Source organism: Acidimicrobiales bacterium (assembly GCA_035316325.1).
Classification (GTDB): Bacteria; Actinomycetota; Acidimicrobiia; order Acidimicrobiales; family VFJN01; genus DASXTK01.
Genome location: DATHJB010000012.1, coordinates 1 through 13,271, shown reverse-complemented (window position 1 = coordinate 13,271; position 13,271 = coordinate 1). Strand labels below are relative to the sequence as shown.

The 13,271-nt window shown below is 72.9% G+C and carries 15 protein-coding genes; 8 read left to right on the top strand and 7 right to left on the bottom strand.

Going from position 1 to position 13,271, the window contains the following annotated elements:
- Position 1 precedes the first annotated feature (1 nt).
- The 3 genes from VK611_01580 to VK611_01570 are packed head-to-tail and all read right to left on the bottom strand — an operon-like array spanning position 2 to position 2,275.
- Positions 2 to 670, bottom strand: coding sequence for a TetR/AcrR family transcriptional regulator (locus tag VK611_01580; GenBank protein HMG39982.1), 669 nt, complete (start codon positions 668 to 670; stop codon positions 2 to 4).
- A 5-nt stretch (positions 671 to 675) separates the two neighbouring features.
- Positions 676 to 2,130, bottom strand: a complete 1,455-nt coding sequence (locus tag VK611_01575) for a fatty acid--CoA ligase family protein (GenBank protein ID HMG39981.1) — start codon at positions 2,128 to 2,130, stop codon at positions 676 to 678.
- Position 2,131: 1 nt separating this feature from the next.
- Entirely contained in the window at positions 2,132 to 2,275 is a 144-nt protein-coding gene (locus VK611_01570; GenBank protein ID HMG39980.1) for a hypothetical protein, read from the bottom strand.
- Positions 2,276 to 2,501: 226 nt separating this feature from the next.
- Between VK611_01570 and VK611_01565 the strand changes: the two genes are divergently transcribed.
- The 3 genes from VK611_01565 to VK611_01555 are packed head-to-tail and all read left to right on the top strand — an operon-like array spanning position 2,502 to position 5,840.
- A complete protein-coding gene (locus VK611_01565) occupies positions 2,502 to 3,563 on the top strand; it encodes an amidohydrolase family protein (protein ID HMG39979.1) in 1,062 nt (353 codons plus the stop codon).
- Positions 3,553 to 5,022: an aldehyde dehydrogenase family protein gene (locus tag VK611_01560; GenBank protein ID HMG39978.1), complete on the top strand. Its 1,470-nt coding sequence runs from the start codon at positions 3,553 to 3,555 to the stop codon at positions 5,020 to 5,022. Before VK611_01565 ends, VK611_01560 begins: the two co-directional genes overlap by 11 nt.
- Positions 5,019 to 5,840, top strand: a complete 822-nt coding sequence (locus VK611_01555) for an SDR family oxidoreductase (protein HMG39977.1) — start codon at positions 5,019 to 5,021, stop codon at positions 5,838 to 5,840. The genes VK611_01560 and VK611_01555 overlap by 4 nt, the downstream gene beginning before the upstream one ends.
- Here VK611_01555 and VK611_01550 read toward each other — a convergent pair.
- A complete protein-coding gene (locus VK611_01550) occupies positions 5,817 to 7,010 on the bottom strand; it encodes a cytochrome P450 (GenBank protein ID HMG39976.1) in 1,194 nt (397 codons plus the stop codon). The genes VK611_01555 and VK611_01550 overlap by 24 nt on opposite strands.
- 39 nt (positions 7,011 to 7,049) lie before the next feature.
- Positions 7,050 to 8,258, bottom strand: a complete 1,209-nt coding sequence (locus tag VK611_01545) for an amidohydrolase family protein (protein HMG39975.1) — start codon at positions 8,256 to 8,258, stop codon at positions 7,050 to 7,052.
- Between the two features lie 116 nt (positions 8,259 to 8,374).
- Between VK611_01545 and VK611_01540 the strand changes: the two genes are divergently transcribed.
- The 3 genes from VK611_01540 (at position 8,375) to VK611_01530 (ending at position 11,069) form a co-directional block, all read left to right on the top strand.
- Positions 8,375 to 9,220, top strand: coding sequence for an AraC family transcriptional regulator (locus VK611_01540; protein HMG39974.1), 846 nt, complete (start codon positions 8,375 to 8,377; stop codon positions 9,218 to 9,220).
- Between the two features lie 46 nt (positions 9,221 to 9,266).
- Positions 9,267 to 9,689 carry an SRPBCC family protein gene (locus tag VK611_01535; protein HMG39973.1) on the top strand — a complete coding sequence of 141 codons (423 nt, stop codon included), beginning with the start codon at positions 9,267 to 9,269 and terminating at the stop codon, positions 9,687 to 9,689.
- 90 nt (positions 9,690 to 9,779) lie between these two features.
- Positions 9,780 to 11,069, top strand: coding sequence for an AarF/ABC1/UbiB kinase family protein (locus VK611_01530; GenBank protein ID HMG39972.1), 1,290 nt, complete (start codon positions 9,780 to 9,782; stop codon positions 11,067 to 11,069).
- On the opposite strand, the gene VK611_01525 is transcribed toward VK611_01530, so the two are convergent.
- Positions 11,053 to 11,439: a CBS domain-containing protein gene (locus VK611_01525; protein ID HMG39971.1), complete on the bottom strand. Its 387-nt coding sequence runs from the start codon at positions 11,437 to 11,439 to the stop codon at positions 11,053 to 11,055. The two genes, VK611_01530 and VK611_01525, sit on opposite strands and share 17 nt — an antisense overlap.
- 337 nt (positions 11,440 to 11,776) lie before the next feature.
- On the opposite strand from VK611_01525, the gene VK611_01520 reads away from it, so the two are divergent.
- Positions 11,777 to 12,064, top strand: coding sequence for a hypothetical protein (locus tag VK611_01520; protein HMG39970.1), 288 nt, complete (start codon positions 11,777 to 11,779; stop codon positions 12,062 to 12,064).
- A gap of 44 nt (positions 12,065 to 12,108) precedes the next feature.
- Positions 12,109 to 12,996 (top strand): aldo/keto reductase, encoded by an 888-nt coding sequence (locus VK611_01515; GenBank protein ID HMG39969.1) that lies wholly within the window; start codon positions 12,109 to 12,111, stop codon positions 12,994 to 12,996.
- Between the two features lie 102 nt (positions 12,997 to 13,098).
- Here VK611_01515 and VK611_01510 read toward each other — a convergent pair.
- On the bottom strand, positions 13,099 to 13,271 hold a 173-nt coding region (locus tag VK611_01510), incomplete at its 5' end, for an IS3 family transposase (protein HMG39968.1).

Genomic DNA, 13,271 nt, shown 5'->3' with positions numbered 1-13,271 from the left:
CTCAGCCCTTCGACGACGCGGCCTGCTCGATGTACGGGGCCAGGATCCGGCTGAGCAGCCGCCGCTGTTGGGCGGTGCGGTCGGTCTTGGGTGGCGTCGAGTCGTAGGCCATCGTGTCGAGGAGCTGCTGGGACACGACGAAGCCCCGGAGGGCGAGGAACGTGGTCGTCGCCAGGTCGGGCTCGCCGGCCGCGGGCCCGAGCGCCTCGCGGATCAGCCTCCTGAGCTGTTCGGTGGCGCGCTCGGCCACCTCCCGCATGGTGGTGCGCACCTCGGCGCTGGTGGCGGGGTCGTGGTCCAGGTTCAGCGTCACCTGGATGTACGCCAGGTACTCGGGCGTGCCGTAGTGGCGCGCCAGGATGTCGAGAAGCTGCTCGAGGCGCTCGGCGGCCGTCTCGCCGTCGATCGACCCCTCGCGGACCACGTCGGCGAACCGGCTGGCGCCGTCCTGGAGCACGGCCAGCATCAGCGCCTCGCGGGTGCCGAAGTAGTGCTGGATGACCCCCCAGCTCACGTTGGCCCGACGGGCGATCTCGTTGCTGCTGGCCCGGTAGAAGCCCCGCTCGAGGATCGAGGCCACGGCGGCGTCGATGACGGCCCGGCGGGTGGCCTGGTCGGCGCCGTCGCCGGCGGCTCGCCGGCCGCGTCGAACTGCAGCGGAGTCGGTCACGCCCGTCACCCTATGTCGACGCGCTCGGACAGCAGCCGGCGCACCTCGCGGCGCACCACCTTGCCCGTCGCCGTCAGCGGCAGGTCGTCGACCACAGCGACGACGTCGGGGCACTTGAGGCCGCCGAGCAGGCTCCGCACGTGGGCGCGGAGGTCGTCCGGTGCCGGCGGGTCGGCGTCGGCGTGGAGCACGACAGCGGCGGCGATCTGCTCGCCCCACTCCGGGTGGGGCACGCCGACGACCGCCGCCTGCGCCACCCCGGGGTGCCGCAGCAGGGCGTCCTCGATCTCCGCGGGGGCGATGTTCTCGCCGCCGCGGATCACCACGTCGTCGGACCGGCCCTCGATGTAGAGGTAGCCGTCGGCGTCGAGGTGCCCGAGGTCGCCGGTGGTGAGCCAGCCGTCGGGAGCCCGCGGGTCGTCGCCCAGGTAGCGGCCGCTCACCTGGGCACCCCGGATCCGCACCCGTCCGGTGGCTCCCGGCGGCACGGGCACGTGGCCGTCGTCGACGATCTCGACCTCCACGCCCGGCACCGGCCGCCCCACCGACGCGAGCCGGTTGCCCGCGCGGTGCTCGTCGGGCCCGAGGACCGCGATCGTCGAGCTCGTCTCGGTGAGCCCGTAGGCGTTCACGAAGTCGACGTGGGGGTACAGCGCGAGCGCCCGCTCCAGCACCGGGACCGGCATGCGGGCTCCGCCGTAGGCGAGCGAGCGGAGCGACGGGAGCGGCGCCGCGACCTCGACGATGCGGGCCAGCATCGTCGGCACGACGAAGGCGTGGGTGACCGACTCGGCCCGCACGGCGTCGATCCAGCTCGCGGGGGAGAAGCCGTCGAGCGCCACGATGCGGCGACCGGCCCAGACCGCGCTCAGCACGGCGGCGACGCCGGCGATGTGGAAGGGCGGCACGGCGATCAGCACGGCCTCGTCGGTTCCGGCGGCGCCGTACTCCACGGTGTTCACGAGGTAGGCGAGGAGGTTGTCGTGGTCGACGACCGCGGCCTTCGGCTCGGCCGCCGTGCCGCTGGTGTAGAGGACGACGGCCGGGCGCACCGGCTCCTCCACGAACGCCGCGCCGCGCCCGCCGGTGTCGGCGAACAGGTCCTCGGCGCTCCAGCTGCCGGGCAGCTCCCGGTCGAGCGGCGCCAGGTAGGGCGGCGCGGCGACCCCCTGGGCGGGTGCCAGACGCCGGGCGAGGGAGGCGACCCGGTCGGCCGGCAGGCGGTGGTTGACCGGTGCGAACGAGCGCCCGGCCCACGCCGCGCCGAACAGGGACGCGGCCAGCGCAGTGCCGTGGACGCCGGCGGCCACCACGGTGTCCGCGTCGTCGGGCAGTCGGGCGGCCACGGTCTCGGCGACCTCGTGCAGCCGGTGGTAGGAGAGGGAGCGCTCGGCGTCGACCACGGCCGTCCGGTCGCCGTGCCCGTCGGCCGCCATGGCCAGCGCGATGGCGAGGTTCACGTCAGTCCGACGAGGGCAGCTGCTTGGCGGCCTGTTGCAACGCCGGGCGACCGTGGCACTCGACGGTGCCGGCGCCCGCCTTCACGACCAGGTAGATGGCGCCGCAGTCCTGGCACGTGTAGCGCTTACCGAGATCGTTCGACATCGCGGCCCACCTCCGACAGGGGCATGCCACAGCAGTGGGGGACGGCGCTCGGCGGCTTGACCACCATCACCTGCGTGCCGCAGGTGGCGCAGGTCAGCCGAGCCCCCGTTCGCACTGGTTCCATCGATCACCTCCGGCGCTTGTCGGCGGCTCTCGCCGGCGCTATCGTCACCATAGCAGTCACTATGGAGTAGTCACGAGGACGGCTCCGACGAAAGGGGGGACGATGAGCACCAAGCTGATCTCGGTCGATTCGCACGTCCGCATCGAGCCCGAGCAGATCAAGGCCAACCTGGCGTCGAAGTTCCACACGGTCTGGGACGACGCCGTCGCGGCCGAGGACGCCGAGCACCGCCGGGAGTTCGGTGACACCGATCCCAAGGTGCTGGCGGCGGGTTTCAGCCACGAGGCGTTCACCAACCCCGGCTACAGCGAGCCGGTCGCCCGCCTGCAGGCGATGGACCGTGACGGCGTCGACGCCGAGGTCCTCTACAGCGAGGTCAGCGCGTTCCGCCACTACCCCCACATGCGCGAGGGCTGGAAGGAGGCGTCCGAGGCGTTCAACCGCGTCCTCCTCGACTTCTCGAAGGCCGACCCCTCGCGGCTCGTGCCGGCGTACCAGGTGCCGCTCATCGACATCGACTACTCCGTCAAGCAGGTGCACGCCCTGGCCGCCGAGGGTGCCCGGGCGGTGCACATCCCCACGTTCCCGTCCGAGGTCGGCCTGGCCGAGTACCACGACGAGCGCTACGACCCCGTCTGGTCGGCGATCTCCGAGACCGGGATGTCGATCAGCCAGCACCTCGGCCTCGTGAAGTCGCTGTTCGAGCTGCTGCGCCGTGACCCGACGCCCCAGAAGGGCATCTTCACCTCGCAGCCGGCCATGCGCCTGGCCGAGACGATCGGCTTCTGGATCCTGCCCGGCGTGCTCGAGCGCTTCCCGAAGCTCAAGATCGTCCTCGTCGAGCCGAGCCTCGGCTGGGTGCCGCACTACCTGGACGTCCTCGACTCGATGGCGGCCGGTCCCTACGACTTCCCGGGCCTCACCGACAAGCCGAGCGCCTACTTCCACCGGCAGATGTACCTCACGTTCGTCGACGACCCCCGCGGCCTCGGCTACCGCCACGACATCGGCGTCGACCGGATCATGTGGTCCACCGACTTCCCGCACCCGGCGACGTCGTGGCCCAACTCGCACGCGATCGTCGAGAAGAACTTCGCCGGGATCCCCGACGACGAGCGCGACCTCATCGTCGCCGGCAACGCGTCGCGGCTCTATGGCTTCTGAGCTGTGGCGTGAGGAGCGCCTGCTGATCGACGGGAAGCTGGTCGAGGCGACCGGCGGCGCCACCTACGACAACGTCGACCCGGCCACCGAGCAGGTGATCGGCATCGCCGCCGACGCCGCCGACCGCGACGTCGACGCGGCGGTGGCGTCGGCCCGCACCGCGTTCGACACCACGACCTGGCCGACCGACGTGGGTCTTCGGGTGCGGTGCCTGCGGCAGCTGCAGGACGCTCTCCAGCGGCACGCCGACGAGCTGCGGCCCACGCTGGTCGCCGAGGTCGGCACGCCGGTCGCCCTCACCTACAGCGCCCAGCTCGACACCCCGATCGCCGGCCTCGCCTACGCCGCCGACCTCGCCGAGAGCTACGCCTGGCGGAGCGAGCTCGGGGTGGCGGAGGGCTTCGGCGGGGGCGCCACCCGTGCCGTCGTCCGTGAGCCGGCCGGGGTCGTGGCGGCCATCGTGCCGTGGAACTTCCCGATGCAGATCCAGCTGGCCAAGGTGGGCCCGGCCCTCGCCGCCGGGTGCACGGTCGTCCTCAAGGCGGCCCCGGCCACGCCGTGGACCGCCGCCCTGCTCGGCCGGATCGCCGTCGAGGAGACCGACCTGCCGCCCGGCGTGCTCAACGTGATCACCTCGTCGCGCAACGCCGCCGGACAGCGGCTGGTCGAGGACCCGCGGGTCGACGTCGTGTCGTTCACGGGCTCGACGGCCACCGGCCGGGCGATCATGGCGACCGCCGCGCCCACGGTGAAGCGACTGTTCCTCGAGCTGGGCGGCAAGTCGGCCCTCGTCGCGCTCGACGACGCCGACCTCGAGCTCGCGGCGACCATCGCCGCCTTCAACATCACCACCCACGCCGGGCAGGGCTGCGCGGTCACCAGCCGGCTGCTGCTCCCACGCGACCGCTACGACGAGGGCGTCGAGGCGGTCGTGCGCACCCTGGGTGCGATCCCCTACGGCGACCCCACCAACCCCGGCAACCTCATGGGCCCGCTGATCAGCGAACCGCAGCGCCGGCGGGTGCTCGACCACGTCGCCTCTGCGGTCGACGCCGGCGGGACCGTCGCGACCGGGGGAGGGGTCCCGGCGCACCTGCCGACCGGGTACTACGTCGAGCCGACGGTCCTGACGGGGCTGCCGCCCGACGCCCGGGCCGTGCGCGAGGAGATCTTCGGCCCGGTGCTGTGCGTCCTGCCCCACGACGGCGACGACCACGCCGTGGCCCTGGCGAACGACTCGGACTACGGCCTCTCCGGCGGGGTGGTCGCCACCGACCTCGACCGGGCCCGCGCCGTGGCCGCCCGCCTGCGCACCGGCACGGTCTCGATCAACGGCGGCCAGTGGTACGCCCCGGACGTGCCGTTCGGCGGCTACAAGCAGAGCGGTGTGGGCCGGGAGTCCGGCGTGGCCGGTTTCGAGGAGTACCTCGAGACCAAGAGCATCGCGGAGCCGGCATGAGCAGTGCCCTCGCGGGCCGCAGGGTCGTGGTCGTGGGGGCTTCGTCGGGGCTCGGCCGGGGCGTCGCCGTGCGCGCCGTCCGCGCCGGCGCCGACGTCGTCCTCGCCGCCCGGCGGGCCGACCGCCTCGCCGAGGTCGCCACCGAGGCCGGTGGCGGCCGCCCGGTGGTGGTCGACCTCCGCGACGACGAGACGTGCCGGCAGCTCGCCGACGACGTGCGCGCCACGCTCGGCCACGTCGACCTGCTCGTCGTGTCGGCCGGCGCCGCGCCCCTGCGGCGGCTGGTGGCGACCCGGCCCGAGGACTGGCGCGATGCCCTCGAGACCAACCTCGTCGGCATCAACCGCGTGCTGGTCGCGCTCGTCGACCTCCTGGGGCCCGAGTCGGTCGTGGCCGTCGTGTCGTCCGAGGTGGTCGAGGCGCCGCGCAGTCACCTCGGTGCCTACGGCGCCAGCAAGGCGGCCCTGGAGCACTCGCTGGCCCAGTGGCGCGAGGAGCACCCCTGGCTGCGGCTGACCACGATCTCGCTGGGCGCCACGGTCCCGACGGAGTTCGGCCACGGCTTCGACGCCGACGAGATCGTCGAGGCGCTGGATGCCTGGACCAGCTCCGGCCGCCAGCTGGCCGCCTTCATGGACACCGAGCAGGTGTGCGACGTTCTCGCCGCGACGCTCGGCTCGCTGCTGGTGGCCCCCACGATCGGGATCGAGCGCCTCACGCTGCGGTCGCCGGCGCCCCCCGTGGGCGACGCCGAGGAGGCGGTCGCGATCGCCGCGGCCTCCCGCGACCCGGGGTCAGGCGGCGAACGGCACGCGTGACAGGCCGCGGATGTTGGTCGAGTGGAACCGCTCGATCCCGCCGCGGTCGACCTCGTAGTCGGGGAAGCGGCGCACCAGCTCCTCCAGGGCGACCCGGGTCTCCAGCCGAGCCAGCGCGGCGCCCAGGCAGTAGTGGACGCCGTGCCCGAAGGCCAGGTGCCGCTCGATGCGCCGGTCGGCGACGAAGCGGCCCGGTTCGTCGAAGGCCGCCGGATCGCGGTTGGCCGCGCCGTTGACCAGCAGGACGATCTCGCCCTCGGCGACCTCGTGTCCGTGCCACACCACCGGCCGGGTGGTGACGCGGCCCTGGTAGTGCGACGGCGGGTCGAACCGCAGCAGCTCCTCCACCGCGCCGGGCCAGAGCCCGGGGTCGGCGGCCAGCCGCGCCCGCTCGTCCGGGAACTCGGCCAGCACCACGGTGCCGGTGGCGATCATCTTGGCCGTCGTCTCGTTGCCCGCCACCCCCAGCAGTAGGCAGAAGTACACGATCTCGTCCTCGGTGAGGCGCCGGGGCGCGCCGTCGGCGGCGTCGTCGGGGATCTCGGCCTCGACGAGGGCGGTCATCATGTCGTCGCCAGGGGCGGCCCGCCGGGCGGCGACCAGCTCGCTGAAGTACATCCACAGCTCGGCGCCCGCCACAGCCGCGTCCTCGGGCCTTGCCACCGACCCGTCCTCCCGGTGCAGCAGCCGGTCCGACAGCGCCTTGAGGCGGGCGTTGTCCTCGGGCGGCGCGCCGAGCAGGGCGCCGATCACGGCCATCGGCAGCAGGCCGGCCAGGTCGGCCACCACCTCGCCGCCCCGGGCCTCCACGAGGGGGTCGAGCCAGTCGTCGCACATCGTGCGGACCTTGGCCTCCATGTCGGCGATCCGCCGCGGGGTGAACGCCCGGCTGACCAGCTTGCGCAGCACGTCGTGGTGGGGCGGGTCGGCGAAGATCATCATGTCCGGCGGCGGGTCGGTGCTCTGGATGTGCTCGACGAGCGTGCCCTGGGCGGAGCTGTAGGTGGCGGGGTCACCCAGGCCGCCGATCACGTCGTCGAAGCGGGTGAGCGCCCAGAACCCGAGCTCCTCGTTGCGGAAGAGCGGCGCCTCGGCCTGCAGTCGCCGGTAGGTCGGGAACGGGTCGTCGTGCAGGGCGTAGGACGACGGGTCGTAGAGGAGAGGGCTCACCACACCATAGTAACCACTATGGACAGTGGTGGCGAGGGGTCACGGGGCGAGGTCGAGGGAGAGCATGCGGATGGCGTTGCCCCGCATGATCTTGCGGATGACGTCGGGGTCGAGGCCGGCGGTCATCTCCATGGCGATCTTCTTCGTGTGGGGCCACGTGGAGTCGGTGTGGGGGTAGTCGGTCTCGAAGGTGGTGTTGTCGACGCCGACCTTGTCGATGCTGTCGATGCCGTGCTGGTCGCTGAAGAAGCAGCCGAACACCTGGCGGTAGTAGTAGGTGCTGGGCGGCTCGGGCACGAGCTCCTTCGTGCCGGCCCACGCCCGGTGCTCCTCCCACACCGTGTCGGCCCGCTCGAGGATGTAGGGGATCCAGCCGATCTGGCCCTCGCTGTAGGCCAGGCGCAGGTCGGGGAACTGCACGAGCTTGCCGGAGAACAGCCAGTCGCTCATCGACGCCATGGCGTTGTTGAAGCTCAGCGTGGCGGCCACCCCCGTGGGGGCGTCGCCCGACGTGGCCGGCATGCGCGACGACGAGCCGATGTGCATGTTGACCACGGTGGCCGTCTCGGCGCAGGCGGCGAAGAACGGGTCCCAGGACCCCGAGTGGATCGACGGCAGGCCGAGGTGCGCGGGGATCTCGCTGAAGCACACGGCGTGGACGCCCCGGGCGGCGTTGCGGCGCACCTCCGCGGCGGCCAGCTCGGCGTCCCACAGCGGCACGATGGTCAGGGGGACGAGCCGGCCGCCCGAGTCGCCGCACCACTCCTCGACCATCCAGTCGTTGTAGGCGTGCACGCAGGCCTCGCCCAGCTCCCGGTCCTTCGCCTCGGTGAAGGTCTGGCCGCAGAAGCGGGGGAAGGTGGGGAAGCACAGCGACGCCTCGACGTGGTTCAGCTCCATGTCGGCGACCCGGGCCCGGGGGTCGTAGCAGCCGTCGCGCATCTCGTCGTAGGTGATCGGCGCCATCGTCATGTCGTCGCGGTCGAAGCCCACGGCGGCCACGTGGCGCTTGTGGATGTAGACGAGGTCCTCGTAGATCCAGCAGTCGGCCTGCGGGCCGTCGGGGTCGAACGACTGCTCGTAGGCGCCGCCGCCGACGTGGCGCATGGCCCCGATGCCCCGCCGCTCCACCCGGGGGCCCCGGTCGCGGAACCGCCGGGGCAGCCACGTCGACCACACGTGCGCCGGTTCGACCACGTGGTCGTCGACGCTCACGATCATCGGGAAGTCCCGCTCGTCGAGGCCCATGCCGGTCACTGTACATCCCGATGCGAACAAGATGAAGCCTGGTTCATTCTGTTGAACACTGAGCCCGCTGGCCTCCCGTCGACTCCCGGATGCAGGCTGACGGGCGAGGAGCTGTCATGGAGTTCGAGTTCGAGACGCGGCGGCCCGACCCACCGCTCGAGCCGTTCGTCGAGTCGGTGTGGTTCGCCCGGGGCCACATCCCCTACCGGCAGGAGCGGATCGGTCCCACGGGGTCGACGGTGGCGGTGGTGGTGCTCGGGTCGCCGATCGTGCAGACGCCCCGCAACGGCGCCGGCACGCCGTTCGTCGCCGCCGAAGGTTGGCTCGCCGGACCGCACGACGGCCCGGTGATCAACGCCCCGACGGCCGAGACCCTGGCGGTCGGGATCGTGACGACGCCGTTCGGGTGCCGGGCGCTGTTCGGCGTCGACCCGTCGCCGTTGCGGGGCCGGGTGGTCGACCTGCCGGGCGTGTGGCCGGCCGCGGGCCCGCTCCGGACGGCGCTGCTCGGAGCGGTGCTCGACGGCATCGCGCCCTTCTCCTGCCTCGACGCCGTGGAAGCCACGCTCCTGGCGGGGCTGCAGGCCGACGTCCCCGGATGGGAGCGCTGCGCGGCGGCGGTGGCGGCGCTGGAGGGCGACCCGCGGCGGCGCATCTCGGACGTCGCCGAGGAGATGGGCATCTCCCACGCCCACCTCGACCGGGAGTTCACGCGGGTGGTGGGCCTCACACCCCGGTCTCTGGCGCGGATCCTGCGGCTGCGCCGCCTCCTCGCCGACGTCGACGTCCACGCCCCGATCACCTGGACCGACCTGGCGGCGGAGTGGGGGTGGTTCGACCAGTCCCACTTCATCCGGGACTTCAAGCGGCACACGGGAGTGACGCCCTCCGGCTACGTCGCCGCGCAGCGGGCCGTGTTCGACGTCGGCCAGCAGGCCCCGGGCTTCGTGCCCGAGACGTGAATTCCGTACAAGCGGCCCCTCGCCCGGCCGGGTGACGCTGCGTCGCATGAGTCAGGCCTTCGCCACGGAAACGACCATCAAGCGCCCCGTCGCCGACGTCTGGGGCGCGCTCACCGACTGGGAGCGGGCCCCGGAGTGGATGGAGGCCGTCGAGTCGCTGCACGCCGACGGCCCGACCGAGGTGGGGACGACGCTCACGTTCGTGTCGCGGGGCAAGTCCCACACGAGCGAGATCACGGCGGTGGAGCCCGGCCGATCGTTCACGCTGACGTCCACGCAGGGCGGCGTGGTCGCCCGCTACCACTACCGGGTCGACCCGACCGGCGACCCCGAGAGCACCCGGGCCCGCCTCGCCGTCGAGGTCGACGCCCACGGAGGGTGGAAGCTCATCGGGCCCGTCGTCCGCCGCGCCGTCCGTCGTACCGATGCCGGCCAGATGGAGGACCTCCGCGCCCTCGTCGAGGCCTGACCCGCAGGACCCGCCCTACTGCGGGGGGAGTAGGGGAGGATCGGCCGACCGTACGACGATCCGTCGGCGGGTTGTCCGTACCGTCGAGGCATGCGACGGGACACCCTCCACACCCGCACCGACCGGCTCGCCCGCTACGTCGAGCTGGGCGGGATCGTCGCCCGGTCCGGGCTCTGGCGGGGCCGGCGGCGGGCCGACGAGTCCGACCGGGGCCGGTCGCTGCGCCAGGCGCTGGAGCAGGCCGGGGGCATCTACGTGAAGCTCGGGCAGCTCCTGTCGACCCGCCCCGACCTGATCCCCTCCGACGTCGTCACCGAGCTCCGGTTCCTGCAGCAGGACGCCCCGCCCGTGTCGGGCGCCGCGGTGCACCGGCTGTTCGTCGAGGAGCTGGGCCGCCCGCCGGCCGAGGTGCTGCACGACTTCGACACCCGCCCCGTGGCGGCCGCCTCGGTAGCCCAGGTCCACCGCGGCCGGCTGGCCGACGGTGCCCCGGTGGCGGTGAAGGTGCAGCGCCCCGACGTCGCCGCCCGCGTGGCCCGCGACCTCGACATCCTCGGCCGCCTGGCGGCCCGGCTCGAGCGGCACACCGGCTGGGCCGCCGAGCAGCGGCTGGCCGTGGCCGTCCAGGGCTTCGCCGACAGCGTCACCGAGGAGCTCGACTTCCGCGTCGAGGCCCGCAACCTGCGCGCCATCGCCGACGCCGTCGGTCGCCACGACCGCATCGTGGTGCCGGCCCCGGTCCTGGCGCTGAGCCGCCGCCGGGTGCTGGTGATGGAGTGGATCGAGGGGCGACCGCTGTCGTCGGGGGCGGCCGGCCTGGCGCCGGACCACCGCCGTGACCTCGCCCGCAGCCTCCTGCACTGCTTCTTCGAGCAGATCTTCACCGCCGGTGTGTTCCACGCCGATCCCCACCCCGGCAACCTCCACCTCACCGCCGACGGGCGCATCGCCCTGCTCGACTGCGGCGCCGTCGGCCGGCTGACCCCGGCGCAGCAGGCCGGGCTGCGGCTGATGTGCGTCGGCATCGCCGCACGCGACGGTCGCCTGATGGCCGCCGCGGTGAGCGAGGGCCTCGCCGGGCCACCGCAGCCGCGGCCAGGGACCCGGGCAGGCGCGGCCCCCGACGGGCGGGAGCTGGCCGCGGCGCTCGACCGCCTCGTCGCCCGGCACCTGCGGCCGGGATCACCGCCCGACCTGGCCCTCTTCGCCGCCTTCAGCGACGTCCTGCGCCGCTTCGGCCTGACGCTCGAACCGGTGGTCCTCGGAGCGATCCGGGCCCTCGCCACCGTGCAGTCGACCGTCGAGCTGCTCGCCCCCGACCTCGACCTGCTCGACGAGGCCCGGGTCTACGGCGAGGGCGTGCTCAGCCCCGCGGCCTGATGCGGGTCCGGGTGAGGTCGCCGAGGGAGATGGTGCCGACGAGCCGGTCGCCGTCGACCACGGGGATCCGGGCCGCCCGGCGCTCCTCCACGACGGCGAGCGCCTCGGTCACGGGCTGGGAGCTCTGGACGCGCGGCACGTCGGGGTTGCAGGACTCACCAGCGAGGACGCTCGACGGCGACCGCCCGGACGCGATCGCGAGCACGACGATCGCCTCGTCGCTCAGCACGCCGCGCAGGACGCCCTGGTCGACGACGAAGACCTCGTGCAGATCCCAGACGCGCATCATCCGGGCAGCATCCTGGAGGGAGGTCGTCGCCTCGATCGCCCAGGGGGTGACTGCCATGACGTCGCGCACGAGCTTGGTCACTGGTTGTGATCCTCCGTTCGACGACGGTCCGCATCGAGGCAGCCGCTTCCCCCACCTGGCCACCCCAAACTGACGATCGCGAAAAGATTTTCGAAGAATCTGATTGGGATGTTCTCGTGGGGGTAGACGACCGACCGCGGCCGCGACGCTGGGACACCCCGCCGTTCCTACGCGGCCGCATCGAGTCCGGGTCTCCCGTCGTTCCGCCGTGACGGGAGACCCGCTCTCATTCCGGGCCCGGTTGCCGGGCGTCGGACTCCCCGGCGGCGGCGAAGTGTTTGACCCGGATCGCGGTGGGAAGACCCGACCCGGCCACTCACGACCCGGAGGAAGCTCCTTGCTCGTTCTCACTTCCAACGCCGCCACGGCGATCCGCAACCTCAGCGACCACCCGGAGCTCCCCGACGATGCCGGGCTGCGCATCGCCGGCCCCGCCGACAGTCCCGACGGCTTGGCGCTGGCCTGGGCGCTCGCTCCCCGGCAGGAGGACAACGTCGTCGAGGAGGAGGGCGTCCGCGTGTTCCTCGACCCGACCGCCGACGACCTGCTCGACGGCATGGTGCTCGACGCCAAGGTCGAGTCCGACGGCCAGGTGCAGTTCCTCCTGGCCACCCAGCCGAGCTGACCGGGCGGAGCGGAGGCCACGCCCCGGCCGGTAGGTTCGGAGGCGTGAGCCTTCCTGTGGCGCCGTTCGGCCGAACCGGGCACGACAGCAGTCGGGTGATCTTCGGGGCGGCGGGGCTGGCGTCGATGCGCCAGGAGCGGGCCGACGAACTGCTCGACGTGCTGCTGGCGCGCGGCGTCAACCACATCGACACCGCGGCGGGCTACGGCGATTCGGAGCTGCGGATCGGTGCCTGGATGCCCGAGCACCGCTCCCGGTTCTTCCTCGCCACCAAGACCGGCGAGCGCTCGGGCATCGGGGCCCGGGCCGAGCTGGAGCGGTCGCTCACCCGGCTCCGGGTCGACGCGGTCGACCTCATCCAGCTCCACAACCTGGTCGAGCCCGACGAGTGGGAGGTCGCCCACGGGCCCGGCGGCGCCGTGGAGGCCCTCCTGCAGGCACGGGACGAGGGCCTCGTGCGCTTCGTCGGCGTGACGGGACACGGCAACCGCATCGCCCGCATGCACCTGCGCAGCCTCGAGCGTCAACCGTTCGACTCCGTGCTGCTGCCGTACAGCTTCGTCGGCCTGCAGGACGCCGCCTACCGGGCCGACGTCGAGGAGCTGCTGGCGGTGTGCGCCGAGCGGCAGGTGGCGGTGCAGACCATCAAGGCCGTCGCCCGGCGGCGCTGGCGTGACGACCACGACGACCGCCGCTTCAGCTGGTACGAGCCGCTGCTCGACCCCGACGCCGTCGCCCGGGCGGTCCACTGGGTGCTGGGCAACCCGCAGGTGTTCCTCAACACCTCCAGCGACGCCCGCGTCCTCGCCCTGACGCTGGCGGCCGCCGAGCAGCTGCCCCCGACGCCGCCCCGCGACGACGAGCTGCAGGCCGACGTCGCCACCCACGGCGTCGAGCCCCTGTTCGGCGGCACCACCCTCGAACGCATCTAGGTTCGGGCTAGAGGCCACAACTCCCACCGGAGGAATCACTCATCTAGCTGGTGTCGTGGTTGGTGGGGGTCTGAATCGCCCTGGGTCTGGTGGAGGCTCGGGCTATTGGATTCCAACCACGGTGTGGTCGGTCTGTTGGGCAGCGTAGAACGCTGCTTCGAACTCGGTTGGTGGCACGTCGTCGAGGTAGCCGTGCAGCCGTTCGGTGTTGTGCCAGTGGACCCATCCGAGGGTGGCCAGCTCGACGTCTTCGACCGTGCGCCACGGCCCTTTGT